This is a genomic window from Umezawaea sp. Da 62-37 (assembly GCF_032460545.1).
In the GTDB taxonomy this organism is placed as follows: domain Bacteria; phylum Actinomycetota; class Actinomycetes; order Mycobacteriales; family Pseudonocardiaceae; genus Umezawaea.
In genome coordinates this window covers 3923885-3948174 of record NZ_CP135965.1, presented here as the reverse complement: position 1 = coordinate 3948174, position 24290 = coordinate 3923885, and the positions used below count along the sequence as shown (strand labels likewise).

25 protein-coding genes are annotated in these 24290 nt (G+C 71.3%); 17 read left to right on the top strand and 8 right to left on the bottom strand.

Annotation, left to right across the window (positions count from 1 at the left end):
* The first annotated feature begins 40 nt into the window (after positions 1 to 40).
* On the top strand, positions 41 to 1900 hold the full coding sequence (locus tag RM788_RS17500) for a glycoside hydrolase family 9 protein (RefSeq protein WP_315932756.1): 1860 nt from the start codon (positions 41 to 43) through the stop codon (positions 1898 to 1900).
* A gap of 39 nt (positions 1901 to 1939) precedes the next feature.
* On the opposite strand, the gene RM788_RS17495 is transcribed toward RM788_RS17500, so the two are convergent.
* Together RM788_RS17495 and RM788_RS17490 are read right to left on the bottom strand one after the other, a co-directional pair.
* A complete protein-coding gene (locus tag RM788_RS17495; protein WP_315934661.1) occupies positions 1940 to 2182 on the bottom strand; it encodes a Smr/MutS family protein in 243 nt (80 codons plus the stop codon).
* Between the two features lie 40 nt (positions 2183 to 2222).
* A complete protein-coding gene (locus tag RM788_RS17490; protein ID WP_315932755.1) occupies positions 2223 to 2726 on the bottom strand; it encodes a GNAT family N-acetyltransferase in 504 nt (167 codons plus the stop codon).
* Between the two features lie 221 nt (positions 2727 to 2947).
* On the opposite strand from RM788_RS17490, the gene RM788_RS17485 reads away from it, so the two are divergent.
* The 5 genes from RM788_RS17485 to RM788_RS17465 all read left to right on the top strand — a co-directional run bounded on the left by RM788_RS17485 (position 2948) and on the right by RM788_RS17465 (position 7654).
* Positions 2948 to 3187: a hypothetical protein gene (locus RM788_RS17485; RefSeq protein WP_315932754.1), complete on the top strand. Its 240-nt coding sequence runs from the start codon at positions 2948 to 2950 to the stop codon at positions 3185 to 3187.
* A 25-nt stretch (positions 3188 to 3212) separates the two neighbouring features.
* On the top strand, positions 3213 to 3899 hold the full coding sequence (locus RM788_RS17480) for a type II toxin-antitoxin system RelE family toxin (protein ID WP_315932753.1): 687 nt from the start codon (positions 3213 to 3215) through the stop codon (positions 3897 to 3899).
* Positions 3900 to 3936: 37 nt separating this feature from the next.
* Positions 3937 to 6189 carry an NAD-dependent DNA ligase LigA gene (ligA, locus tag RM788_RS17475; RefSeq protein ID WP_399343859.1) on the top strand — a complete coding sequence of 751 codons (2253 nt, stop codon included), beginning with the start codon at positions 3937 to 3939 and terminating at the stop codon, positions 6187 to 6189.
* Entirely contained in the window at positions 6182 to 6685 is a 504-nt protein-coding gene (locus tag RM788_RS17470) for a GNAT family N-acetyltransferase (RefSeq protein WP_315932752.1), read from the top strand. Before ligA ends, RM788_RS17470 begins: the two co-directional genes overlap by 8 nt.
* A gap of 171 nt (positions 6686 to 6856) precedes the next feature.
* Positions 6857 to 7654, top strand: a complete 798-nt coding sequence (locus RM788_RS17465) for a hypothetical protein (protein WP_315932751.1) — start codon at positions 6857 to 6859, stop codon at positions 7652 to 7654.
* Here RM788_RS17465 and RM788_RS17460 read toward each other — a convergent pair.
* On the bottom strand, positions 7598 to 8062 hold the full coding sequence (locus tag RM788_RS17460; protein ID WP_315932750.1) for an SWIM zinc finger family protein: 465 nt from the start codon (positions 8060 to 8062) through the stop codon (positions 7598 to 7600). The genes RM788_RS17465 and RM788_RS17460 overlap by 57 nt on opposite strands.
* Before the next feature lie 42 nt (positions 8063 to 8104).
* Here RM788_RS17460 and RM788_RS17455 point away from each other — a divergent pair, with 42 nt between their 5' ends.
* Positions 8105 to 8632 carry a GNAT family N-acetyltransferase gene (locus RM788_RS17455; RefSeq protein ID WP_315932749.1) on the top strand — a complete coding sequence of 176 codons (528 nt, stop codon included), beginning with the start codon at positions 8105 to 8107 and terminating at the stop codon, positions 8630 to 8632.
* Here RM788_RS17455 and RM788_RS17450 read toward each other — a convergent pair.
* A complete protein-coding gene (locus RM788_RS17450) occupies positions 8624 to 8848 on the bottom strand; it encodes a hypothetical protein (protein ID WP_315932748.1) in 225 nt (74 codons plus the stop codon). The two genes, RM788_RS17455 and RM788_RS17450, sit on opposite strands and share 9 nt — an antisense overlap.
* A 110-nt stretch (positions 8849 to 8958) precedes the next feature.
* Between RM788_RS17450 and RM788_RS17445 the strand changes: the two genes are divergently transcribed.
* Positions 8959 to 10620: a DUF262 domain-containing protein gene (locus RM788_RS17445; protein WP_315932747.1), complete on the top strand. Its 1662-nt coding sequence runs from the start codon at positions 8959 to 8961 to the stop codon at positions 10618 to 10620.
* A 15-nt stretch (positions 10621 to 10635) separates the two neighbouring features.
* Complete coding sequence (locus RM788_RS17440; protein WP_315932746.1) at positions 10636 to 11373, top strand: 3-keto-5-aminohexanoate cleavage protein; 738 nt, start codon at positions 10636 to 10638, stop codon at positions 11371 to 11373.
* Positions 11374 to 11539: 166 nt separating this feature from the next.
* Here RM788_RS17440 and RM788_RS17435 read toward each other — a convergent pair whose 3' ends face one another.
* Positions 11540 to 12349, bottom strand: coding sequence for a MerR family transcriptional regulator (locus RM788_RS17435; RefSeq protein ID WP_315932745.1), 810 nt, complete (start codon positions 12347 to 12349; stop codon positions 11540 to 11542).
* A 61-nt stretch (positions 12350 to 12410) separates the two neighbouring features.
* Positions 12411 to 13064, bottom strand: coding sequence for an ACT domain-containing protein (locus tag RM788_RS17430; protein WP_315934659.1), 654 nt, complete (start codon positions 13062 to 13064; stop codon positions 12411 to 12413).
* 264 nt (positions 13065 to 13328) lie between these two features.
* Here RM788_RS17430 and gatC point away from each other — a divergent pair, with 264 nt between their 5' ends.
* The 6 genes from gatC (at position 13329) to RM788_RS17400 (ending at position 19994) form a co-directional block, all read left to right on the top strand.
* Positions 13329 to 13628 carry an Asp-tRNA(Asn)/Glu-tRNA(Gln) amidotransferase subunit GatC gene (gene gatC, locus RM788_RS17425; protein ID WP_315932744.1) on the top strand — a complete coding sequence of 100 codons (300 nt, stop codon included), beginning with the start codon at positions 13329 to 13331 and terminating at the stop codon, positions 13626 to 13628.
* Positions 13625 to 15136: an Asp-tRNA(Asn)/Glu-tRNA(Gln) amidotransferase subunit GatA gene (gatA, locus tag RM788_RS17420; RefSeq protein WP_315932743.1), complete on the top strand. Its 1512-nt coding sequence runs from the start codon at positions 13625 to 13627 to the stop codon at positions 15134 to 15136. Before gatC ends, gatA begins: the two co-directional genes overlap by 4 nt.
* Before the next feature lie 2 nt (positions 15137 to 15138).
* Complete coding sequence (locus tag RM788_RS17415; RefSeq protein WP_315932742.1) at positions 15139 to 15330, top strand: hypothetical protein; 192 nt, start codon at positions 15139 to 15141, stop codon at positions 15328 to 15330.
* Positions 15327 to 16829, top strand: a complete 1503-nt coding sequence (gene gatB / locus RM788_RS17410; RefSeq protein ID WP_315932741.1) for an Asp-tRNA(Asn)/Glu-tRNA(Gln) amidotransferase subunit GatB — start codon at positions 15327 to 15329, stop codon at positions 16827 to 16829. Before RM788_RS17415 ends, gatB begins: the two co-directional genes overlap by 4 nt.
* Positions 16830 to 17127: 298 nt before the next feature.
* Positions 17128 to 17295, top strand: coding sequence for a hypothetical protein (locus tag RM788_RS17405; protein WP_315932740.1), 168 nt, complete (start codon positions 17128 to 17130; stop codon positions 17293 to 17295).
* Between the two features lie 107 nt (positions 17296 to 17402).
* Positions 17403 to 19994: a CHAT domain-containing protein gene (locus RM788_RS17400; RefSeq protein ID WP_315932739.1), complete on the top strand. Its 2592-nt coding sequence runs from the start codon at positions 17403 to 17405 to the stop codon at positions 19992 to 19994.
* Between the two features lie 343 nt (positions 19995 to 20337).
* Here the strand turns inward: RM788_RS17400 and RM788_RS17395 are convergent, their stop codons facing one another.
* Both RM788_RS17395 and RM788_RS17390 read right to left on the bottom strand, forming a co-directional pair.
* Positions 20338 to 21528: a PQQ-dependent sugar dehydrogenase gene (locus tag RM788_RS17395; RefSeq protein ID WP_315932738.1), complete on the bottom strand. Its 1191-nt coding sequence runs from the start codon at positions 21526 to 21528 to the stop codon at positions 20338 to 20340.
* Between the two features lie 11 nt (positions 21529 to 21539).
* Positions 21540 to 22469 carry an alpha/beta fold hydrolase gene (locus RM788_RS17390; protein ID WP_315932737.1) on the bottom strand — a complete coding sequence of 310 codons (930 nt, stop codon included), beginning with the start codon at positions 22467 to 22469 and terminating at the stop codon, positions 21540 to 21542.
* A 28-nt stretch (positions 22470 to 22497) separates the two neighbouring features.
* Here RM788_RS17390 and RM788_RS17385 point away from each other — a divergent pair, with 28 nt between their 5' ends.
* Both RM788_RS17385 and RM788_RS17380 read left to right on the top strand, forming a co-directional pair.
* A complete protein-coding gene (locus tag RM788_RS17385; protein WP_315932736.1) occupies positions 22498 to 23412 on the top strand; it encodes a 2-hydroxyacid dehydrogenase in 915 nt (304 codons plus the stop codon).
* Between the two features lie 83 nt (positions 23413 to 23495).
* Positions 23496 to 24212, top strand: a complete 717-nt coding sequence (locus RM788_RS17380; protein WP_315932735.1) for a DoxX family protein — start codon at positions 23496 to 23498, stop codon at positions 24210 to 24212.
* The last annotated feature ends 78 nt before the right edge of the window (positions 24213 to 24290 follow it).

The following is a 24290-nucleotide window of genomic DNA, read 5'->3' as shown; positions in this document are numbered from 1 at the left end:
ACCATGGGGCCACCGCCGCGGGCCCGACTGGAGGGTTCCATTGCGACTCGCGCTCGCCCTCGCCACGGCTGTGGCGGTATCGGGGCTGGTCAGCGTGCCCGTGCAGGCGGCGGCGACCGGTCAGGTCCGGCTCGACCAGATCGGCTACGGCACCACGGAGGCCAAGCAGGCCTACCTCTTGGCGGCCAAGCCCAGCCCCGGAGCGGCGTTCGCCGTGCTGGACAGCGCGGGCCGGACGGCGTTGACCGGCAGGGTCGGCGCGTCGCTCGGCGGCTGGAACGCGGGCTACGGCGCCGTGCACCCGATCGACTTCAGCGGGCTGACGAGGACCGGCACCTACCGGATCAAGGTCGCCGGTGCCACGTCCCCCGGTTTCGAGGTCGACTCGGTGCGCGCGCTCCACGCGCCGCTGGCCGCGGCCAACGTCGAGTTCTTCCAGGCCCAGCGCGACGGCGCCGACGTGATCCCCGGCAGGCTGGACCGCAAGCGCTCACACCTGACCGACCGCAGGGCCGACGTCTACGACACCCCGGTGTTCAAGGGCGAGGGCGGTGACGAGGTGGCCGAACCGCTGAAGAGGATCGGCGGCCCGGTCGACGTCGAGGGCGGCTGGTTCGACGCGGGCGACTTCGTCAAGTTCACCCACGCCACGTCGTACTCGCTCGCGGAACTCCTGTACGCCCAACGCGTCCGGCCCACTCCCGCGCTGGAGGCGGAGACGGAGTTCGGCCTCAGGTGGCTCGACAAGGTGTGGGACGCGAAGACCGGGACGCTCATCGCCCAGGTCGGCATCGGCACCGGCAGCGAGGAGCTGGGCTTCCACGGCGACCACGACGTGTGGCGGCTGCCCGAGGCCGACGACAGGCTCTCCGTCGCGCCCGGCGACCCGGACTACTTCATCAAGCACCGCCCCGTTTTCCGCGCCGCGCCTCCCGGCGAGCCCATCAGCCCCAACCTCGCGGGCCGGGTCTCCGCCGCGTTCGCCCTCGCCGCCCAGGTCGAGGCCAAGCGCGACCCCGCGAAGGCGCACCGGTACCTGGAGGAGGCCGCCTCCGTCTTCGGCCAGGCCAGGACCACCGACGTCGGCGAGCTCGTGACCGCGTTCCCGCACGCCTACTACCCCGAGGACTCCTGGGCCGACGACCTGGAGTTCGGCGCCACCCAGCTGGCGCTCGCGGGCAGGGCGCTGGGCGACCGCCGCGCCGCGGGCTGGGCCACCACCGCCGCCCACTGGGCGAAGGCGTACCTGGACAGCGGGGACACCGACACCCTGAACCTGTACAACACCAGCGCCTTGGCCCACACCGACCTCGCGCGCCTGCTCCGCACCGGCGTCCGCGACGCCGAGGTCACCGAGGCGCAGCTCGTCGGCGACCTCAAACGGCAGCTCCAGCAGGGCGTCGACGCCGCGGCCACCAGCCCGTTCCGCACGGCCGTGGACGTCACCCAGTTCGACGCCGCCCCGCGCAGCTTCGGCTTCGTCGCGACGGCGAAGCTCTACCGCGGCCTCACCGGCGACCGCACGTACGACGCCTTCGGCACCCGGCAGCGCGACTTCACGTTGGGGGCCAACGCCTGGGGCACCACGCTTATGATCGGCGTCGGCACCACGTTCCCGAACTGCCCCCAGCACCAGGCGGCCAACCTTTCGGGCAGCCTCAACGGCGGTCGCAAGGTGCTCGTCGGCGCGGTCGTCAACGGCCCGAACGGCGCGGACCTGTTCTCCGACCTCGGCGAGATGCCCGAGGGCTCGGCCCCGTGCACCAAGGGCTACACCAAGCGGTTCGACTCGACGACGTCCGTGTTCGCCGACGACCTGCGGTCGTGGCCCAGCTCGGAACCCGCGATCGACTTCACGTCGATGGCCGCGCTGGCGTTCACCCTGAGCGCGCAGGGCTGATGAGGTGGGGTGGCGGTTCTGGACGGCTACCCCACCCCATCAGAAGTGCACCAGCACCCGGCCCTCGTTGTCCGGATCCACTTCCACCCGCCGGTAGAGCTTCTTCAGGTGCGGCTGTTCCAACACCGCCAAGACCCGCCGCCTCAACGTCCCGGACCCCTTGCCGGGAATGATCTCCACGGTCCCGATCCGCTCCCGCTTGGCCCGGAAGATCGCCGTCCGGATCGCGCTGTCGATGCCCCGGTCGCTGCGGAACACCCCGTGCAGGTCGACGGACAGCATCTCCGGCACTTCGACTCCTCGCTCGTCGCCCGCAGGATGGTCACAGCCGCTCGAACGGCTCCGCGTACCGGAACCGGCCGCGCAGCGAAGGCCGGTGGGCGCTCAACGTCCGCACCTGGAAGTGGGGCGCCCACTCGGCCTGCGGCGGCTCGATCCCGTGCTCCGACGCGAGTTCGAACCCGAACCGCGAGTAGTAGCCGGGATCCCCGAGCAGCACCACCAGCGGCTCGCCGAGCGCGTCGGCGGCACCCAACACCGTGTGCGCCAACGCCTTCCCGACCCCGGCGCGCTGGTGCTCCGGGGAGACGCTCAACGGCCCCAGCCCCAGCACGGGTTCACCCGACAGCGTCGCCCGCGTGCACACGACGTGCCCCACAACGGATCCGGCCACGACCGCCACCAGCGACAGCGCGGGGATCCACCCCGGATCCGCCCGCAGCCGGTCGACCAGTTGCGCCTCCCCACCGGGCCGCGCGGCGAACGCGGCCTCGGTCACCGCGCGGATGGCGTCCACGTCCCCCGGCACTTCACGTCGAACCAGCACACGGCGGACCCTAGCGTTCGAGCAGCCGGACCCGCGGGTACGACGGTGGCCGGGGCGGAAAACCCCTTCCGGTCGCGGTTCTCGTCACTCGTACAGGTGGTGCGAGCCGCGATGGGTCCTTCCGATAGGACAGTGGCGTCGGGTCGGGCTGGACTCGACGGGCAAGCACTCACGGGCGGCCACGGCAGCAACGCCGTGGCACCGACCAAGGGCCGCTGCACATGCCGAACGCCGCCGGTCGGGCCAGGAACCGCTGTTCCCACTCCAGCGGCACCCGCGGCTGCACGGCGTTCGTCGCGTTCAGCCCGAGCACCGCGACCGCGTTCGCGGCCCTGGTCAACGCCGGTCCGACGGTGGGCGTCTCATCCGTGCAACGCGCCTACGAGGCCGCCTGGGCACTGGTGGAGCGCGCCGCCGGAACCCGGTGCGACCGCGACCTACCTCGTTCGCGCCTCCGGTGATCCGCCGTCGCGGTTGAATGGGCACATGAGCTGGTTCCGCCGACGACGTCCCGACCCGGTCCCCGAACCCGCGCCCGTCGCGCACCTGCCGAGTCCGCGGGAGGTCGCGGAGGCGTTCTGGGTCGGCTGGCTCGACCTGCTGCCGACCACCAGCGCGGCGCTGGGCGACGGAGAGCCGCACCGGGTCGAGAACGAGCTGTGCGACCTGGTCGCGGGGGTGCACCCGGATCTGCACTTCTCCCTCGAACGCGGGCACCGGGCGATCTACGCGCTGGTCGTGAGCGGTCAGGAGGACCCGCGGCTGCGGGCGTACACGGACGCGTGGATCGAGGCGGCGCCGCCCGAGGACATGATCTGGGAGTACCACGACTCGGTGCCGCCGGTGCCGGACCCGACCGACGTGACGGTCAACCTGGCAGGCCACAAGCTGCGGCTGGGCGACTTCCGGGTGGTCGCGCAGGTCGACGAGGCCGAGGGGGTGGTCGACGTGGCGGTGTACCACCCGGAGCTCGGAGAACTGGGGGAGGAGGCGCGGCGGGCGATGACGTTCCTGCCCCTGGACGTCACCCTGGGTGAGCGGCTGGCGGGGGAGCGGCTCGGACGGGTGGAGACGGCCGAGAACGAGCCGTCGGGCACGATCGACCTGCTCGAGCTTCGGCACCTGGTCCGGGCGTTGGCGCAGGTGGACGAACCGGGTCCACCTGGGGAGTAGCGCCGGAATTGTCGGTGCCCGTCGTTAGGCTGTTGGTGTGACCAGGAACGATGAGCTGAACCCCACCGGCGGCGGCGCCGCCGATCCGACAGCGGATGTCGACGCCGTCGATCCGACGACGGCCGCTGTCGTCGAGGTCGAAGGCGTCGAGGACGTGCCCGCCGACGTCCGCGAGCGGCACGCCGCGCTCGCGGAGGAGTTGCTCGGCCACCAGTTCCGCTACTACCTGAAGGACTCACCGACGGTCACCGACGGCGAGTTCGACGCGATGCTCAAGGACCTGGAGGCCATCGAGGAGGCGCACCCCTCGCTGGTCACGCCGGAGTCGCCCTCGCAGCGGGTGGGCGGGACGTTCTCGACCGACTTCGAAGCAGTCGACCACCTGGAGCGGATGCTCAGCCTCGACAACGTGTTCGACCTCGACGAGCTGAAGGCGTGGTTCGAGCGGGCGGACAAGGAGGTCTCCGGGAGCGCGCACTACCTGTGCGAGCTGAAGATCGACGGGCTCGCCATCAACCTGCTCTACCGGGACGGCAAGCTCGTCCGCGCCCTGACCAGGGGCGACGGCCGCACCGGTGAGGACGTCACGCTCAACGTGCGGACCATGGCCGACGTGCCGCAGCGGCTGACCGGCACGGACGCCTACCCCGTCCCGGCGCTGGTCGAGGTGCGCGGCGAGGTGTTCATGCCGGTCGAGGGGTTCACCGAGCTGAACGCGAAGCTCGTCGAGGCGGGCAAGCCGCCGTACGCGAACCCGCGCAACACCGCGGCGGGCTCGCTGCGGCAGAAGGACCCGAAGATCACCGCGGGCAGGCCGCTGAAGCTGATCTGCCACGGCATCGGCAAGCGCGAGGGCTTCGAGCCGTCGCGGCAGTCCGAGTCGTACGAGGCGCTGCGGGCCTGGGGCCTGCCGGTGTCGGAGCACACGAGGGTCCTCGACTCCTACGACGACGTGGCGAAGCACGTCGAGCACTGGGGCGCGCACCGGCACGACGCCGAGCACGAGATCGACGGCATCGTGATCAAGGTCGACGAGGTGCCGTTGCAGCGCCGCCTCGGCACGACGTCCCGCGCGCCGCGGTGGGCGATCGCCTACAAGTACGCGCCGGAGGAGGCGACGACCACGCTGCTGGACATCCAGGTGCAGGTCGGGCGCACCGGGCGGGTCACCCCGTACGCCGTGATGGAGCCGGTGAAGGTCGCCGGGTCGACGGTCGCGCGGGCGACGCTGCACAACGCGAGCGAGGTCGAGCGCAAGGGCGTGTGGATCGGCGACCGGATCGTCATCCGCAAGGCCGGTGACGTGATCCCGGAGGTGCTCGGGCCGGTGATCGACGTCCGCCCGGCCGACGCGCGCCCGTTCGTGATGCCGATCGCCTGCCCCGAGTGCGGCTGGGAGCTGCGCCCGATGAAGGAGGGCGACGTCGACATCCGCTGCCCCAACGTCCAGTGCTGCCCCGGCCAGCTCCGGGAGCGGCTGGCGTACCTGGGCAGCCGGTCCGCGCTGGACGTCGAGGTCCTCGGCTACGAGGCCGCGGTGGCGCTGGCCGACTCGGACGTCTACTCCGACGAGGGCGACCTGTTCGACCTGGACGCCGACAAGCTGCTCCGGGTCGAGATGTTCCGCAAGCCGGTGAAGCACACCAAGAACTCCGACCTGCCCGCGGACGCCGTCGAGCTGACCGCGAACGCCGTGAAGCTGCTGGACAACCTGGAGGTGGCCAAGCGGCGTCCGCTCTGGAGGATCGTCGTCTCGTTCTCGATCCGGCACGTCGGCCCCACCGCCTCGCGGGCCCTCGCCCGCGAGTTCGGGTCGATCGACCGGATCGTCGCGGCGACCGAGGAGGAGCTGGCGGCCGCGGAGGGCGTCGGGCCGACGATCGCGCTGGCCGTCCGCGAGTGGGTGGACACGCCTTGGCGGCAGGGGATCGTCGCGAAGTGGCGGGCCGCGGGAGTCCGGATGGAGGAGACCCGCGACGCCGGCGTCCCCCGCAACCTGGAGGGGCTGTCGATCGTGGTCACCGGTTCGCTGGAGACGTTCTCGCGCGACGAGGCGAAGGAGGCCATCCTGTCCAGGGGCGGGAAGGCGGCCGGTGCGGTGTCGAAGAAGACGGCTTTCGTGGTGGTGGGGGACGCGCCGGGGTCCAAGTACGACAAGGCCGTCCAGCTGAAGGTCCCCGTGCTGGACGAGGCCGGCTTCCGCGTCCTGCTCGACGAGGGCCCCGACGCCGCGGTCGGAGTCGCCACCGTGGGCGGGGAATCCTCGGGTGAAGGGGAATCGGATGACTGACGTGGTGGTGAGGGTCGCGCAGGAGGACGAGTGGGAGGCCGCGGGTCGGATCACCGTGGCCGCCTACCTGGACGACCGGTACATCGACAGCCACGAGGGCGGCTACGCCGACCAGCTGGGTGACGGCGCGAGGCGGGCGGAGGAGGCGGAGCTGCTGGTCGCCGTGGACGAGGGGAACACCCTGCTGGGCACCGTGACGGTCGTGCGGCCCGGCACCCCGTGGTCGGAGGTGTCCAGACCGGGCGAGTTGGAGTTCCGCATGCTCGCCGTCGACAGCGCCGCCCGCGGTCGCGGCGTCGGTGAGGCACTTGTGCACGCGGTGATCGCCCGTGCCCGCGAACTGGGCGCGGAACGGGTGGTGATGAGCAGCTCGGAGGCCATGGCGTCCGCGCACCGGCTGTACGGGCGGCTGGGTTTCCAGCGGATCCCGGAACGCGACTGGCGCCCGGTGCCGGAGGTCAAGCTGATGGCGTTCGCGTTCAGCCTCGACCTGTAGCCCCGAGGACCGACCGGTCGGTGCGCCGTGGCGGCGGGATCCGCGCCACGGCGCCCTCGGGCCCACGCTCGCGGTGACCCGCGAGGTCAGGGTGTGGACCGGCTGGTCCCGGAGCCCGCGGCGGTGGTCGTGTTGATCTCCGGCGGCCCGCGGACCTCTAGGATCGGTGGGGTGATCCGGTTCGAGAGTGATCGACTGGGCGGTCTGCACCGCTACGCCTACCTCCCCGGCGAAGACCTGCCGCTCGACGACCCGTGGGCCGGGCTCTTCGAGGAGTGGTCGGAGGACGGTGTGCTGATGACGCGCACGCCGATGACGGAGTACGCGGTCAACAACTGCAACTGCGAAGAGGTCGCGGTCTACCTCGGGCTGGTGTGGCGGCTGACCGAGGGCAGGCACCGGGTCGCGCTGCCGACCTACTACCGCGACGAGGCCGCGGCGCTGGTGGGGCAGGAGCCGACGTTCGTGGAGTGGGAGTACGACGTCGACGCGGCCGTGCCCGATCTGGCGGGGCGGGACAAGGGGTTCGTGCCGGGGCGGGCCTGCGTGCCGTTCCGGCCGGAGCCGACGGCGTGGCAGCGGGAGCACGCGGCCCAGGCCGGGCTGTTCGACCTGCGCGAGCCGTCCGACCTGGTCGCCATGCTGCGCGCCACCCTCGGCGACGCCACCGCGGAGGTCACCGTGTTCGCGGTCGAGGACCGGGAACGGCTGGTCCACGCGCTGCGCACGCCGACCCGGCCGGACCTGGCGTCGGTGCTGGCGCCGGGTGACGTGTTCGTCGACCTGACCATCGGCGTCGACGAGCACTACAGCGACTCGATCGTCGTCGTGTCGCACGACGACCTGGGCGCCCGCGTGGCCGAGCTGACCGAGGACGCCGAGCGGCGGATCGCGGGCTACGACCCGGCGGAGCTAGCGGACATGCCCGCGTTCCTCGACGCCATGGGCGGGCTCTCCGGCCTCCGCTGACCCGTAGATCCGCTCGTAGAGCGACCGGTCGCGGCCCGCCTGCTGGTAGAGCAGGTCCACGAGCTGCTCGTGCGGCAGCGTCCGCAGGTGCAGGCGCAGCTCCACGTCCTCCGCGTCGGCGGGCGGCACCGCGTGGCCCCGGTCCAGCAGCACGAGGCCGACCGCGACCAGGTGCTTGCAGAAGAACCCCTGCTCGCCGTACGGGCACGAGCACTCACCCGCCAGCTGGCTCTCCCGCCACGCCAGCTCCACCGCGTACTCGTCCGCGCCCACGACCTTCGCCGAGACGTGGCGCCGCAGCACCCGCAACTCGACCACCGAGTCCCGGTAGCCCAGCCCGCGCCAGAACGACTTGGCGCCCGCTTTGTGCTGAAGCATCTCGGTGGTGAGCGTCGGCATGATCGTCATTCAACTACGACCGCCCGGTTCACCCGCAAGTATGGTTCGGCTATGCGTTTCCTACCCGAGTCGGCGAGCACCGACGAGACGGCGGTCCAGCGGATCGTCGACCTGGTCAACGAGGTCTACGCGGAGTCCGAGAAGGGCCTGTGGCTCGAGGACGCGGCCCGCACGTCCGCCGCCGAGATCGCGGGGATGATCAGGGCGGGCGAGATCGCCGTCACCGAGCACGAGGGCCGGATCGTCGGCAGCGTGCGGATCCAGCGGCTGGACGAGACCACCGGCGAGTTCGGCATGCTCGCCGCCGACCCGGCCCGCCGCGGCACCGGCATCGGCCGCGACCTCGTCGCCTTCGCCGAACGGACGTGCCGGGAGTGGGGCGTGGCCCGGATTCAGCTCGAACTGCTCGTGCCGCGCACCTGGAACCACCCGTCCAAGGACTTCCTCGCGGCCTGGTACACCCGGCTCGGCTACGAGCTGACCAGCACCGGAACCCTCGACGAGGCCTTCCCCGCCCTGGCTCCGCTGCTGGCCACCCCGTGCGACTTCCGGATCTACCACAAGACCCTGTCAGCCTGAGTTCTTCTCCAGGTCCAGCAGCGTCACGGCCGCCCGGAAGTACTTGTTCGTACCCAGGTCCCGCACCGTCTTGATGTTGAAGGCCGCCTTCAGCTTCTCGGCGTCGCCCTCGCTCACCCCGGACAGCGCCGCCACCGGCGCGTCCAGGATGTCGGTCAACGCCTTGTTCTCGTACGCCTTGTCGAGCAGCGAGTCCAGGTTCACGGAAACGGCCATCGTCGGGGTCCTCCAGCGTCTGCGAAGCGGTTCGGTGCGCGCCGATTGTCACCGCCGGACGCGGGATCCGCAGCGCGTAACAGCGGGCACAAGATCACCGATCCAGCGGTATGCAGCAACTCGAAGCCCACGAGATGGCCTTGCACAAGGTCTTCAGCAGTGACTACGACTTCACGATCCCCGACTACCAGCGTCCGTACGCGTGGGACGCGGAGCTGGCGACGCAGCTGCTGCTCGACCTGGAGGAGGCGCTCGACCGGGACGACGGCGAGCCGTACTTCCTCGGGTCGCTGGTGCTGGTCAAGCTCGCCGACCGACCGCCCGCCGAGGTCATCGACGGGCAGCAGCGGTTGACCACGGTGACCATCCTGCTGGCGGTCCTGCGGGACCTGGCGGAGGGGGCCCTGCGCGCCAGCATGGAAAAGATGATCACGGAACCGGGTGAACCGACGCTGGACCTGCTGCCGAAGCCCCGGCTCTCGCTGCGCGAACGGGACGCGCACTTCTTCCGCGAGCACGTCCAGACCACCGGCTCGATCGCCGGGCTGCTCGGTCTCGGCGACCACCCGTTCAAGACCGACGCGCAGAAGGCGATCCACGAGAACACCGCGGCCCTGCACGCGGAACTGGTGGCCTGGTCTCCCGAGCGCCGGTTCGCGCTCATGAAGATGATCAGCAAGCGTACGTTCCTCGTGGTGGTGAGCACGCCGAACCTGGACAGCGCCCACCGGATCTTCAGCGTCATGAACGCGCGCGGCCTGGACCTCTCGCCCGCCGACATCTTCAAGTCGAAGGTCATCGGCGAGGTGAAGTCGGACAGCTACGCCACCAAGTGGGACGAGGCAGAGGTGCTGCTGGGGAGGGAGGGCTTCAAGGACCTCTTCGCCCACATCCGGATGATCTTCTCCAAGGAGCGGGCCAAGGCCGAGTTGCTCAAGGAGTTCCCCGAGCAGGTGCTGAACAGCTTCCTGCCGGACCGCGCCGCCGAGTTCATCGACGACGTGGTGGTGCCCTACGCGGAGGCGTACGCGCAGATCAAGGACTGCCGGTACACCGCGACCAAGGGCGCGGGGAAGGTGAACGCCTGGTTCAAGCGGCTCGCCCAGATCGACAACAACGACTGGGTGCCGCCCGCGCTGTGGGCGCTGCGCCACCACGGCGGCGACCCCGTGTGGCTCGACCGGTTCTTCGCCAAGCTGGAACGGCTCGCCGCCAGCATGCTCGTCCGCCGCGTCTACACGAGCCCGCGGCTGACCCGGTACGCCCACCTGCTCCGCGACCTGGCGGGTGGCTACGGGCTGGAGTCGCCCTCCTTCAACCTGCGCGACGGGGAGCGCGCGCACACCCTCGAACAGCTCGGGGGCAGCATCTACCTGGTCACGAAGATCCGGAAGTACGTGCTGCTGCGACTCGACGAGGTGCTCGCGGACAGCGCGGGCGTGACCCACGACCACCGGATCATCACCGTGGAGCACGTGCTGCCGCAGAACCCCAAAGCGGGATCGCGGTGGCTCGCGGACTTCTCCGGCGCGGACCGGGCCGAGTGGACGCACAAGCTCGCGAACCTCGTCCTGCTCAACCGCACCAAGAACTCGCAGGCGTCGAACTACGACTTCGTCGACAAGAAGGCGAAGTACTTCCTCGGCGGCAAGGGCGTCAGCACGTTCGCCCTCACCATCCAGGTCCTCGCCCACTCCGAGTGGACGCCCGAGGTGCTGGAAGTCCGGCAGCGGGAACTCGTGAAATCACTCGCCTCCGAATGGAACCTCTGACCTCCCTGTGGTTACGTGGACCACGTGCTGCAAGCCTGCCTGAACGGCGGCCGCCCCGTCGGCAGCCACCCGGCCCTGCCGGTCTCATCCGCCCAGCTCGCGGCGGACGCCGTGGCCGTCGCCGAACGCGGGGTCGCGCACCTGCACCTGCACCCGCGCGACCTCGTCGGCCTGGAGGTGCTGGCCGGTCCCGAGGTCGCGACGGCGGTGGCCGTGGTGCGCGCCGCCGTGCCCGGTGTGGAGATCGGCGTGACGACGGGCGCGTGGATCCAGCCCGATCCGGTGCGCCGCGCCGAACTCGTCGCCGGGTGGGCGGGGCTGGCGGCGGGGCGGCCGGACGTGGCCTCGGTGAACGTGCACGAAGACGGGTGGCAGGGGGTGTGCGCCGCCCTGCACCGAGCCGGGATCGGGATCGAGTTGGGTGTGCACGACGAGGCCGCGGCCCGTGCGCTGGTGGCGCAGGGGCCGCCGCCGGGCACCAGGAGGGTCCTGGCCGAGGTGCGGCCGGGAGCCGACCCGGTGCCGGAGGCGGAGGCGCTGCTGCGGCTCCTGGAGCCGCTGGGGCTGCCGGTGCTGCTGCACGGCGAGGACGCGACCGCGTGGCCGGTGCTCGGCTACGCGGCCCGGCTGGAGCTGGACGCGCGGATCGGGCTGGAGGACACCCTGCTGCGCCCGGACGGCACCCCGGCCACCGACAACGCGGACCTGGTCGGCTACGCCGTCCGCACCCTGCGCTCCCTCGGCCCGCGCTGACTCGCCCTCACGCTGGCCCGCGCTGATCCGCGCTCACGCCGACCCGCCCTCACACCGGCCCGCGCTCACACCCGACCCGCCCTCACGCCGGCCCGCGCTCACACCCGGCCGCCCTCACTCCGGACCGCGCCGACCCGCCCTCACTCCAGCCCGCGCCGACCCGCCCTCACGCCGGGCCGATCGGCTCCTGCAACTCCGTGACCCACCGGTCGTGGTCGGCGTGGTGCTCGAGGTACAGCTCGCGGGACGGGCCGGTGGACCGGTAGCCGTTGGCCTCGATCCACCGCGCGAGCGCCTGCACCGAGGGCATCACGGCCTCCATCGACCCGCGGTGCACGATGGTCGCCATCTCCGCCACGGCGGGCAGGTCCACGACCGCGAAGTCGCCCGTCGCCGAAGGGGCGACCTGGTGCCCGGCGTGCACGACCACGCCGTCGTCGCTCTGCTCGTAGTAAGCGATCGCCGGCCCCACCGGCACCACGCCCGCGGCCTCCAGCCTGCGGTTCAGCTCGTCGTACAGCGGCCCGATCACCGGGCTGATGTGCTCCGGGGCGAAACCGCCCGCCGTCCCGCTCAGTTCGGCCACCCGCGCGGCCGGAACGCTCTTCACCACGACGTCGTCGGTGGGCATGGATCCCTCGCTCTCGATCGTCCGGAGCCTCGCCTCGACCCTGGCCAGCCGCGTCCGGTCGGCCGCGATGGCGGCCTCCAGCTCGGCCCGCCGCAACCGCAGCATCCCGCGCAGCGACTCGGCGCTCACCTTCTCGTCGAGGATCTCCCCGACCTGCGCGAGGGTGAGCCCGAGGTCCTTCAGCGCGATGACGCGGTTGAGCCGGGCCAGCTGCGAGCCCTCGTACGACCGGTAACCGGTGAACCGGTCGACGTGCGCGGGCCGCAGCAGGCCGATCTCGTCGTAGTGGCGCAGCATGCGCACCGACACACGACCGTGCTTGGCGAAGTCCCCGATGCTGAACATGACGGCTCCGAGTCAACGGCCTCACACGGCGGCAGGGTCAAGCCGCCAGTCCGTCGATCCGTCAGTCCGGCAGCACGACCGACACGATCCCGGCCAGGTGGGCGAGCCGGGCGACCTCGGCGGCGCGGAACATCGGCCCGCCGGGCCTGCCGACGAGCAGCACGCGGTCCGGCTTGCCCAGCGGCGTGGCCGCCAGCTCCGTGCCCAGCTCCTGCCACGTCTCGGGCACCCAGTCCTCCTCGCCGTCCAGCACGGTGGCGCGCTGGAGGGGGAACCAGGGCGGGTTCGTCATGCGGGTCTCCGGGGCCGCCGAGCTGGCGGTGATCCGGTGGACGCCCTTGGCGTCGTGGCCGAGCACGACCGCCCAGCCCGCACGGATGATCTTCGGGACGCCCTCGGTGAAGACCGCGAGACCCTTGGAGGGCTCCTCGGCGACCTCCTCGACCAGTTCCAGCTCGCGGTGCGTGTCGAGCACCCCCGCGTACGGGCGCACCGCGTCGACCTCGACGCCCTCGATGGACTCGGCCGCGGTGATGAGCACGTCGGGGAGCCGCCCGGAGGGCAGTTCGACCACGAGGTCGTCGATCGCCACGCCGCCGCCGCGTTCCACCACGTCCACGCTGAGGATGTCTGCCCCGATCTCGCCGAGCGCCGAAGCGACCGCGCCGAGGGTGCCGGGACGGTCCGGGAGTTGGACCCGGATCAGGAAGGACACGGTGAACGCCTCCATGCTCATGCGCGGGAGACGATCACCCGAGCGGTGTTCGGCGAGCGGTACGCGCCACGTGACCGCATCGCCCGACCGGTGATTCTCGCAGACGAACTATCGCTTTCCGACTCTCCTCCGACAGTTGCGCCCCGGTAAAATCGCGCACCGCCCGTGAGCAGGCGCCCGGCAACCCGGTCGAAGCCCGTGCTGACCTCGCCATAGACTCGGGAAGTCCAAAAATCCGACTACCGACCCACGGGGGTTGACGAGGTGCCCAGCATCTCCCGCGACGAGGTCGCGCACCTGGCCAAGCTGGCCAGGCTGGCCGTCACCGACGACGAGCTCGACCTGTTCGCCGGTCAGCTCGACGTCATCCTGCAGTCGGTGTCCGCGGTGGGCGACATCGCCACCGCCGACATCCCACCGACGTCGCACGCCGTTCCGCTGACCAACGTGTTCCGCGAGGACGTGGTGCGCCCGAGCCTCGGCCAGGCCAAGACGCTCGCGGGCGCCCCCTCCGCCGAGGACGGCCGCTTCCGCGTGCCCCGAATCCTGGGTGAGGAAGCATGAGCCTGATCCGCAGCACGGCCGCCGAACTGGCCGCCAAGATCCACGGCGGCGAGGTGTCCGCGGTCGAGGTCGCCCAGGCGCACCTCGACCGCATCGCCTCGGTCGACAAGGGGATCAACGCGTTCCTGCACGTCGACACCGAGGGCGCGCTCGCCGCCGCCAAGAAGGTCGACGACGACGTCGCCGCCGGTCGCCCGGTGGCCTCGCCGCTGGCGGGCGTGCCGCTGGCGCTCAAGGACGTCCTCGTCGCCGAGGGCATGCCGACCACGTGCGGGTCGAAGATCCTCGAGGGCTGGCACTCGCCGTACGACTCGACCGTGACGCGCAAGCTGCGCGAGGCGGGCGTGGTCATCCTCGGCAAGACGAACATGGACGAGTTCGCCATGGGCTCGTCGACCGAGAACTCCGCCTACGGCCCGACCCACAACCCGTGGGACCTGGACCGCATCCCCGGCGGCTCGGGCGGTGGCTCCTCCGCGGCGCTGGCCGCGTTCGAGGCGCCGCTGGCCATCGGCACCGACACCGGCGGGTCCATCCGCCAGCCCGGCTCGGTCACCGGCACCGTCGGCGTGAAGCCGACCTACGGCTCGGTGTCCCGTTACGGTCTGGTTGCGTTCTCGTCCTCGCTCGACCAGGCCGGGCCGTGCGCCCGCACCGTCCTCGACGCGGCGCTGCTGCACGAGGTCATCGCGGGCTACGACCCGATGGACTCCACGTCCGTCGACGTGCCGGTCCCACCGGTCGTGGCGGCCGCCCGCGAAGGCGCCTCCGGCGACCTGAGCGGCGTCCGCGTCGGCGTCGTGACGCAGTTCAGCGGCGAGGGCTACCAGCCCGGCGTGCTGGCGTCGTTCGAGGCCGCCGTCGAGCAGCTGCGCCAGCTCGGCGCGGAGGTCGTGCAGGTCTCCTGCCCGAGCTTCGACTACGCGCTGCCCGCGTACTACCTGATCGCGCCGAGCGAGGCCTCGTCCAACCTGGCCCGCTTCGACGCGATGCGCTACGGCCTGCGCGTCGGCGACGACGGCACGCACGGCGCCGAGGAGGTCATGGCGCTGACCAGGGCCGCCGGGTTCGGCGCCGAGGTCAAGCGCCGCATCATGATCGGCACGTACGCGCTGTCGTCCGGCTACTACGACGCGTACTACGGCTCGGCGCAGAAGGTCCGCACGCTCATCGCGCGCGACTTCGACGCCGCGTTCGCGACCGTCGACGTGCTCGTCTCGCCGACCACGCCGACCACCGCGTTCAAGATCGGCGAGCGCGCCGACGACCCGATGGCCATGTACAAGGCCGACCTCTGCACCATCCCGTCGAACCTGGCGGGCAACGCGGCCATGAGCGTCCCGAGTGGACTGTCCGCGGACGACGGGCTGCCCGTCGGCCTGCAGATCATGGCTCCCGCGCTCCAGGACCACCGCATGTACCGGGTCGCCGCCGCCTACGAGGTCGCGCGCGACGCGGCCCAGGGCGGTCCGCTCATCGGGCGCGTCCCGCAGTTGGAAGGGATCTGACGATGAGGAAAGCCCGAGGGATCATGGGTCTGCTCGGCGCGGTCGCCGCCGCCGCGAGCGCCTTCTCCACCCTGCGCACCGCCAGGGGCGACAAGGACAAGCTGGCGCTGGCGAACGCGGCCGCGAGCATCGCCGTGGCCATCACCGGCGCAGCGCTTGCCGTGCGCGGATTCCGGAAGGACGGGAAGGCGTGACGAGCGTGGCCGAGCTGATGGACTACGACGACGTCGTGGCGCGCTTCGACCCGATGCTGGGCCTCGAGGTGCACGTCGAGCTGCACACCAGGACGAAGATGTTCTGCGGCTGCGCCAACGAGTTCGGCGGCGAGCCGAACACGCACGTGTGCCCGGTGTGCCTGGCCGCGCCCGGCGCGCTGCCGGTCGTGAACGGCGTCGCGGTCGAGTCGGCGATCCGGATCGGTCTCGCGCTCAACTGCGAGATCGCGGAGTGGTGCCGCTTCGCGCGGAAGAACTACTTCTACCCGGACATGCCGAAGAACTTCCAGACGTCCCAGTACGACGAGCCGATCGCGTTCAACGGCTACCTCGACGTGACGCTGGACGACGGCGAGATCTTCCGCGTGGAGATCGAGCGCGCGCACATGGAGGAGGACACCGGCAAGTCGCTGCACGTGGGCGGCACGGCGGGTCGGATCCACGGCGCGGAGCACTCGCTGCTCGACTACAACCGCGCGGGCGTGCCGCTGATCGAGATCGTCACGAAGATGATCCCCGGCACCGCCGAGCGCGCGCCCGAGGTGGCCCGCGCGTACGTCAGCGCGCTGCGCGACCTGCTCAAGGCGCTCGACGTGTCCGACGTGCGGATGGACCAGGGCTCGCTGCGCTGCGACGCCAACGTCTCCTTGAGCCCCAAGGAGACCGGCGTGCTCGGCACGCGCACCGAGACGAAGAACGTGAACTCGCTGCGCAGCGTCGAGCGGGCCGTGCGGTTCGAGATGACCCGCCAGGCCGCGATCCTCGCCGACGGCGGCGAGATCGTGCAGGAGACGCGGCACTTCGAGGAGGCGTCCGGCACGACCCGCGCGGGCCGCCGCAAGGAGACCGCCGAGGACTACCGGTACTTCCCGGAACCCGACCTCGTGCCCATCGCGCCGTCGCGCGAATGGGTGGAGGAGCTGCGCCTCACGCTGCCCGAGATGCCGGCGGAACGCCGCAAGCGCATCAAGGACGAGTGGAGCCTGACCGACGCGGAACTGCGCGACCTGGTCAACGCGGACGCCATCGACCTCGTCGCGGCCACCGTCGAGGCGGGCGCCACGTCCGTCGAGGCGCGGTCCTGGTGGGTGTCGTACCTGATGCAGCAGGCCAACACCCGCGGCGTGGAACTCGGCGCGCTGCCGATCACCCCGGCGCAGGTGGCGAAGGTCGTCGCGCTCGTCAACGAGGGCGCGCTGACCAACAAGCTCGCCCGCGAGGTCGTCATCGGCGTCCTCGACGGCGAGGGCGAGCCGGAGCAGGTCGTCGAGGCCCGCGGCCTCAAGGTCGTCTCCGACGACGGCGCCCTGGAGAAGGCCGTCGACGAGGCGCTGGCCGCCCAGCCCGGCATCGCCGACAAGATCCGCGACGGCAAGCTCGCCGCCGCGGGCGCCATTGTCGGCGCGGTCATGAAGGCCACCAAGGGTCAAGCCGACGCGAAGCGCGTTCGCGAACTAGTGATCGCCCGCTGCTCTTAAGCCATTCCACGTCGGAGGCGTTGCCCGGACCCATTTATGCGGTCCGGACAACGCCTCCGTTGTGTTAGCGGCTTGCTCCGAACGGGTGGCGCTTGTTGTGTCAAGTGATGCGTAAACGCTGGTCAGCGATGACCTGAGCCATATTTTTGGTCGCAATGGGTGAAAATACTCATCGAAGACGCGTCCATCTGTGTAAGGCTTAGGTCGATCAATCGAGCCGGGGGGTTCGAGGTGATCATGAAATGCGATTCAGGTCGTCGGCCCGTTCGGGTCGCCTGTTTGTTAGGGGAGAACAACCATGGCTGCTGAAACCGACCCCAAGCTCGTCGAAGAGATCGACGCGATCGTCCCGGCGGGCACCGAGGGCGGGGACCTCCCGCTGCCGGTGCCGCCCAAGCCGGGCACCCCCGCGGAGCCGAACGGCGGCCCGTACCAGGGCGAAAGCGTCCCCGTGTCGGCCAAGTAGGCCGAAGCCACCACGGTGTCAGGATGTCGCCCGTCGACCGGTTCGTCCCCGGTCGGCGGGCGATCTCAGGTTCCGTACTGTGATCTCATATGAGTGTGCGTGCGTCGTTGGACACAACCGTTGCCCGCGCGCGAGAACTGCACCGCCGTGGCCGCGCCGCCATGATCGCCAACCGCTACTTGATGGCGATCCGGTGGTTGCGCCAGGGGTTGGCGATGCTCGACGCGCCCACCGCCGATGAGACCGAGCTGTTGGAAGTGCGCACTCGGCTGCTCATCACGCTCTCCTTCTGCGTCGCGGAGACCGGAAGCCTGGACGACGGCCTCGAACAGCTGGCCCGTGCGGGTCAGCAGGTCGCGACCGTGCCCGACGACGAGCTGCGATCCGAGCTGTCCGGCATCGTCCACACCAACAGGGGGGTTCTGCTCTGCCGCGTCGGACGGCTAGAGGAGGGCATCGACCACCTCGAGCTGGGCATCAGCTTCAAGGAGCGCAGGCTGGCCGAGGCCACCGGTGATCGGGCCGCGCTGGCCGAGTCGCTTGTCATCGCCCTGTCCAACAGGGGGAACGCGTACGGCGAGATCCACCGGATCGACCTCGCGACCAGCGACCTGAACCGGAGCATCGACCTCGCCACCGAGCACGACCTCCCGATCAGGGCGGCGATCGCGACCCACGCGTTGGGCAACGTGCACCAGCGCGGAGGCGACATCCCGGCCGCCCTCCGCAGCTACAAGGTGGCGGACAAGGCTTTCCAGGAACTCGAACCGGGTCTGCTGCTGCGCCTGCGGATCGACCAGGCCGAGGCGATGATCAGCGTGGGTCTGGCCGACGAGGCCGCCCGCCACCTCGACGAGGTACTGCCCGAACTGCGCAAGCAGCGAATCGGCCAGGACATCGCGGAAGCCGAGTTGTTCCGCGCAGCCGCGGCTCTCCTCGACGACGACGAGGCCACCGCGAAGCGGATGGCCAATTCTGCGCAGCGCAAGCTGATCCGTCGCGGTAGTCCCGCGTGGGCCGCGGTCGCGGCGCTGATCGCGTTGCGGGTGGACGTCCTGCGAGCGCTCGAAGGCCGTCGACCGTCGGCGCGGGTGGTGGAGCGCGCGCTCGAACTGGCCGAGCGGCTCTCATCGCTGAAGTTGCGGGACCAAGCCGCCGTCGCACACGTGCTCGCGGTGCGCGTGGAAGTGCGTCGGGGCAACACCGAACAGGCCGCCGAACTGCTGCGCGATGTCCCGCGCGCTCGGCGGACCAGCCCGATCGACCACCGGATGCTGCTCCGGCTGTGCCGTGCCGAACTGGCTCTCGCCACCGGGAACCGCCGTGTCGCCCTGGCCCAGGCCAAGGCGGGACTCGCCGAACTGGGCCGGATGCGCGACCAGATGGGCGGGTTGGAGCTGGTGTCCGGCACGGCGTTGCACGGTCGGGAGCTCGGTGAGCTGGCTGTGCGGCTGGTGCTGGGCGACTCGAGTTCGGCGGCGGGCGCGCGGCGGTTGTTCACCTGGCTGGAGCGGACCCGTGCGCAGATGTACCGGTACGAGCCGGTCGAGTCCACTGTGGACGTGGAGCTGGCCGGGCGGATCGCCGAGGTGCGGCAGTTGAGCCGCGCGCTGCTGCGCGCCCGGCTCGACGGGCACCCGACGTCCACGCTGGAGGTCCGGTACGCGACCAGCCAGCGGGACGCCATGCGGCTGGGGTGGAGCGCGAGTCCGTGGGGCAGGGCGCGGCCGGTCGCGGACCTGCGGGAGGTGCAGGCGCAGTTGGGTGAGCGGGCCATGATCAGCTTCGCGTCGTCCGACGACTCGATGGTGGCGGTGGTCGTGGCGGGCGGGCGGGTCCGCCTGGTGCGGTTGGGATCCACCGAGGCCGCGACCGAGGCCGCGTTGCGCCTGCACGCCGACCTCAACGCCCTCGCCCCCGACTACCTGCCCGCCCCGCTGGTCGAGGTGATCTCGGCGTCGGCTCGTCGGCAGGCGGACAAGCTGGACCGGCAGCTGCTCCGGCCGTTGGCGGCGATGCTCGGGGACCGCGAGCTGGTGATCGTGCCGACCGGCGCCCTGTACGTGGTGCCGTGGGGTGTGCTGGCGCTGTGCAAGTCGCGGCCCACGACGGTCGTGCCATCGGCCACGGCCTGGCTGGCCACCGCGCGGGCGGACGTCGACTCCGGGCACGGGGTGCTGCTGGTCAGCGGGCCGGGGTTGCAGGCAGCCGAGGGGGAGATCGACAAGCTCGCCGGGTACCACGTGGACGCGACCGCGTTGGGCGGTGAGGACGCGAAGGTGGTGCGGGTGCTGGCGGCGTTGGACGGGGTGACGCTCGCCCACATCGCCGCGCATGGGGAGCACGAGCCGGAGAACGCGTTGTTCTCGCGGTTGGAGTTGGCCGACGGGGCGTTGTTCGCGCATGAGGTGGGGAGGGTGCGGAGGCCGCCTCGGCAGGTGGTGCTGGCTGCTTGCGAGTTGGCTTTGAACCGGATCAGGCCGGGGGATGAGGCGTTGGGGTTTGCGGGGGCGATGTTGGCGAGTGGGGCGCATACGGTGATCGCGGCCAGTAGCCGGGTGGGGGATGAGCCGGCGGCGGCGGCGATGGGGGATTACCACCGGGGGTTGGCTTCGGGGTTCTCGCCTGCGGTGGCGTTGGCGGATGCGGTGGCGGTGGATCCGTTGCGGCGGCCGTTTGTGTGTTTGGGGTCTGGGTAGGGGTTGGTTTGGGGCTGGCTGTGGGTGGGGTGTGGGTCACCCTGCGAGGCCCGGCCCTCGGTGCGCGATTGTCTCAATGCCACACCCCCGTTTGTCAAGACGGGAAAGATGCCTTGACAAACGGGGGTGTGGCAGGAGGGCGCTGTGTATCGGGGGCAGGGGTAGGACTGGCTTCGCCACAGGGCATCAGGCTGCGCCTGACTCGGGCACCTCGCTGCGCGTCGGTAGGGCACCTTGCTGCGCGTCGGTAGGGCGGTGGGCGCTCCGCGCCGGGTGCGGGGGAGCGGCTGCGCCGATGGGGGTGGAGGGGGCGGCTCCGTGTCGGATTGGGGGGGCTGGCTGGCTAGTCCTTGCTGCCGCCGCTGGAGGCGTCGCGGACGATGACGATTACTCGGTCGTCGCTGGAGATGGGGGTGCCGCCTGCTTTGTTGACGGTGCCTGCGAGGGCGGTGTTGTCGTCCAGGGCGACCAGGGGGCCGATGCGGCCGAAGCCGTTTTCCTTGTCCAGGAAGGGTTCTGGTTTGCCGGTGAAGGCGCCGTCGGGGTTCATGGCGATCAGTTGGGTGCCCGGCGTGTTGGAAGTGGCGATCCACATCATGTTGGAGAGGGATGCGCAGCCCGCGACGCCCGGCTTGTCGGGCCAGGACCAGGACGGGGTTCCCAGGGGTTTGCCTGCGTTGACGCGGTAGAGGACGTCGGCTGTTGCGGTGGAGTCGGTGACCCAGGTTTTGCTGCCGTCGGCCGAGACGCAGACGCCGCCGGGTGAGCGGAGGCCGCTGGCGATCACGGCCGAGCCCTCGGTGGGGTTGCCCTTCGCGGGTTGGCCCGCGGCGTCGATGCGGAGGACCTTGCCCGCGAGTGAGGCGGGGTCGGCGGCCAGGGTTGGGTTGCCCGCGTCGCCGGTGGCTACGAGCAGCGCGCCGTCGAGGTCGTGGCTGAGGGCGCCGCGGTTGCCGGTGGGGCCCTTGGGGATGCCGGTGAGCACTGGTTTGGGGGTGTCGCCGGGGGCGATGCGGACCACGCGGTTGTCCGTGTCGGTGGTCAGGTAGACGTAGACGAGCTGGTCTTCGCCGTAGGTCGGGGACAGCGTGAGGCTGGTGAGGCCGCCGTCGGCCGTGGCGTCGACGGGGAAGCTGGCGACCTCGACCGGGTCGACGTCCTTGGTGACCTTGAGGAGCTTGCCGGTCGTCCGCTCGGTGGCCAGTGCCGTGACGACGCCGGTGGACTGGTTCACGTCGGTCAGCGCCACGCCGGAGATGGGGTTCAGGCAGGTGGCTACGACGGCCGGGTTGAAGTCCTTGCAGCCCTCGGGCGGGGGGACGGACGTGGGGGGTTGGCCGCCCTGCTGTTCGCCGCCCGCCTGGGGGAGGCCGCCGGGCAGTTCCGGTGTCGGGCCCGCCTGCGGGGTCAGTTGCGGCTGCGCGCTCCAGCCCGCGGGGGACGGCTGCTCGGGGAAGCTCGCGCAACCCGCGGCGAGCAGGCCGATGGCCGTGCTCGCCAGCACCGCGCGGAGCAACCGCTGAGGACGTGACACGGGAAGTGACACTAGGCGCGCTGCCGTGAACCCGGGGTGAGTGGCGGCGGGTCGAGGGCGCAGAGGGCCCTGTGCACGGCGTCGACCCGGTCGACCAGCAGCAACAGCTCCTCGGCGAGCACGTCCGGCGCTTCCAGCGGCAGGAAGTGGCTGGTGGGGAGTACGCGCACCCGTGCCTGGGGCAGCGACCCCGCGGGCCCGGCCATGCTTTCCGGGGACGCGAGCAGGTCGTACTTGCCCGCGAGCACCGTCGTGGGGCAGGTCACGCCGGTCAGGTCCTGCCGGGGCACCTGGCCGAGGGCGAGCGCGAGGGTGAAGTACCAGGTCCAGTCGTGCTTCATGAACCGGCTCATCGACCCCGCCACGGCCTCCGGGGCGCTGGAGGCGAGCATCAGGCCGCTGTGCCGGAGCAGGAACGTCGTCACGTCGTTGATCGGCAGCCGGTGCAGCACCAGGTCCAGCAGGGGCCCGGCCGAGCGCAGCGCCTTCGCGCCGGTCAGCCCGATGAGCCTGCGCACGCCCGACGGCAGGCCGGAGACGCCCAGCATGCTCTCGAACGAGTCGCCGGGGGCACCCGCGACGAGCATCAGCCCGGACACCCGGTCGGGGTGGCGCAGCGCCAGTTCGGCCGCGACCGTCACGCCCATCGACCAGCCGAGCAGCACGCACTGCTCGATGCCCGCGTCGTCCAGGACGGCGATCGCGTCGGCGACGTGGTCGGCCAGCGCGATCCGCGACTCGTCCTCCGGCCGCGCCGACCCCATCGTGCCGCGGTGGTACCAGCTCAGCGCCCGCACACCGCACGACGGCAGGAGCAGCGCGGGCCAGGTCTCCGGGGTGGTGCCGAGGCCGGGGCAGAGCAGGACGGCGGGCCCCTCCGCGTCCGAGCGCCACACCCTGATCCGCGTGCCGTCCGCCGAGACGACGTCGTGCTCCTGCATGCGCGACAGTGTGCCGTAGCTTGCAGGGGTGACGCTCATCGTGCTCGTCCCCGACGACTACGGCGTGTCCGCGCTGTCCTCGTTGGACGGTGTCCGAGCCGTCCGCTACGAGGCGGGCGAACCGCTGCCCCCGGAAGCCGCCGACGCGCGGGTCCTCGTGCCGAAGTTCCTCCAGGGGACGAACCCGGCGGACGTCTACGCGAAGCTGCCGAAGCTCGAACTGGTGCAGCTGCTCAGCGCGGGCGCCGAGCGCTTCATCGGCTCCGTCCCCGAAGGCGTGCTGTTGTCCACGTGCCGCGGCGCGCACGGCGGCAGCACCGCGGAGTGGGCGATCGGCGCGCTGCTGTCGATCTACCGCGACTTCCCCGCGTTCGACGCCGCCCGCCGGGAGCGCCGCTGGGACTTCCACCGCACCGACACCCTCCAGGACAAGCGCGTGCTGGTCGTCGGCGCCGGTGACCTGGGTGAGCAGTTCCGGCGCAGGCTGGAGCCGTTCGACGCGACCGCGACCCTGGTCGGCCGCACCGCCCGCGACGGCGTGCACGGCATGGACGAGCTGCCCGCGCTGCTGGGCGAGCACGACGCCGTGCTGGTCGTCGTGCCGCTGACCGACGAGACCACGGGCATGGTCGACGCCGCGTTCCTCGCCGCGATGCCCGACGGCGCGATCCTGGTCAACGGCGCCCGCGGCCCGGTGGTCGACACCGACGCGCTGGTCGCCGAGCTGACCAGCGGACGGCTCCGCGCCGCCCTGGACGTCACCGAGCCCGAGCCGCTGCCCGAGGACCATCCACTGTGGACCGCGCCCGGCCTGTTCCTCACGCCGCACGTGGCGGGGAGCTGCACGGGGTCCGAACGCCGCGCGTACGCGGTCGCGACCAGTGAGATCGCCCGGTTCGCGGCCGGTGAGCAGCCCGCCAACCTGGTGAAAGGCGACTACTGACGGTTCCGGTCGGCATCCGCACCAGTCGGTCCGGCGGAATGGGCCCTCGCCAACGTCGCCCGATTCTCCTATCGTGCCGATTCGTGGCTACTCACGACGACCGCTCCGGCTCCGGTGGTTACCCCGACGACGGTTTCTACCCGACGAGCGGTGCGAGCGGAGGCGTGCACCACTTCGACGACGGCACCCAGTCCTTCGACTCCGGCACCAAGCCCTACGACAGCACCGGCTACGGCACCCCGGTCGATCCGGTCGACCCCGTCTCCACGCACTACGAGGACGACTACGACCGTCGCCGCGTGTTCGCCTGGAACGGCGGCACCGACCTGGGGCTGTTCGTCCTGAGGGTCGCCCTGGGCGCCGCCTTCGTCGTGCACGGCCTCCAGAAGGTCTTCGGCATGTTCGGCGGTCCGGGGATCGACGGCTTCGCGAAGTTCCTCGAGACCTCGGGCTTCCGCGAGGCTCGCATACTGTCCTGGGTCACCGGCGTCACCGAGCTCGGCGGCGGCGTCCTGCTGGTGTTCGGCCTGTTCACGCCACTCGCGGCGGCCGGTATCCTCGGCGTGATGGCCAACGCCATCGTCGTCAAGTGGGGCGGCGGCTTCTTCGGCGCCCCCGGCGTCGAACAGGAGGCCTCGTTCGCCGTCATGGCCTTCGCCCTGCTCTTCACCGGCCCCGGCCGCGCCGCCCTCGACCACGGCCGCTCCTGGTTCCGCCGCCCACTGCTCAGCGGCACCATCTTCCTCGTCATCTCCGCCGCCGCAGTCATCGCGACCCTGTACGTCTTCCGCTCCGTCTAACCCCCACCGTCCTACCGACGCGCAGCGAGGTGCTCTGCCGACGCGCCAGCGAGGTGCTCTGCCGACGCGCCAGCGAGG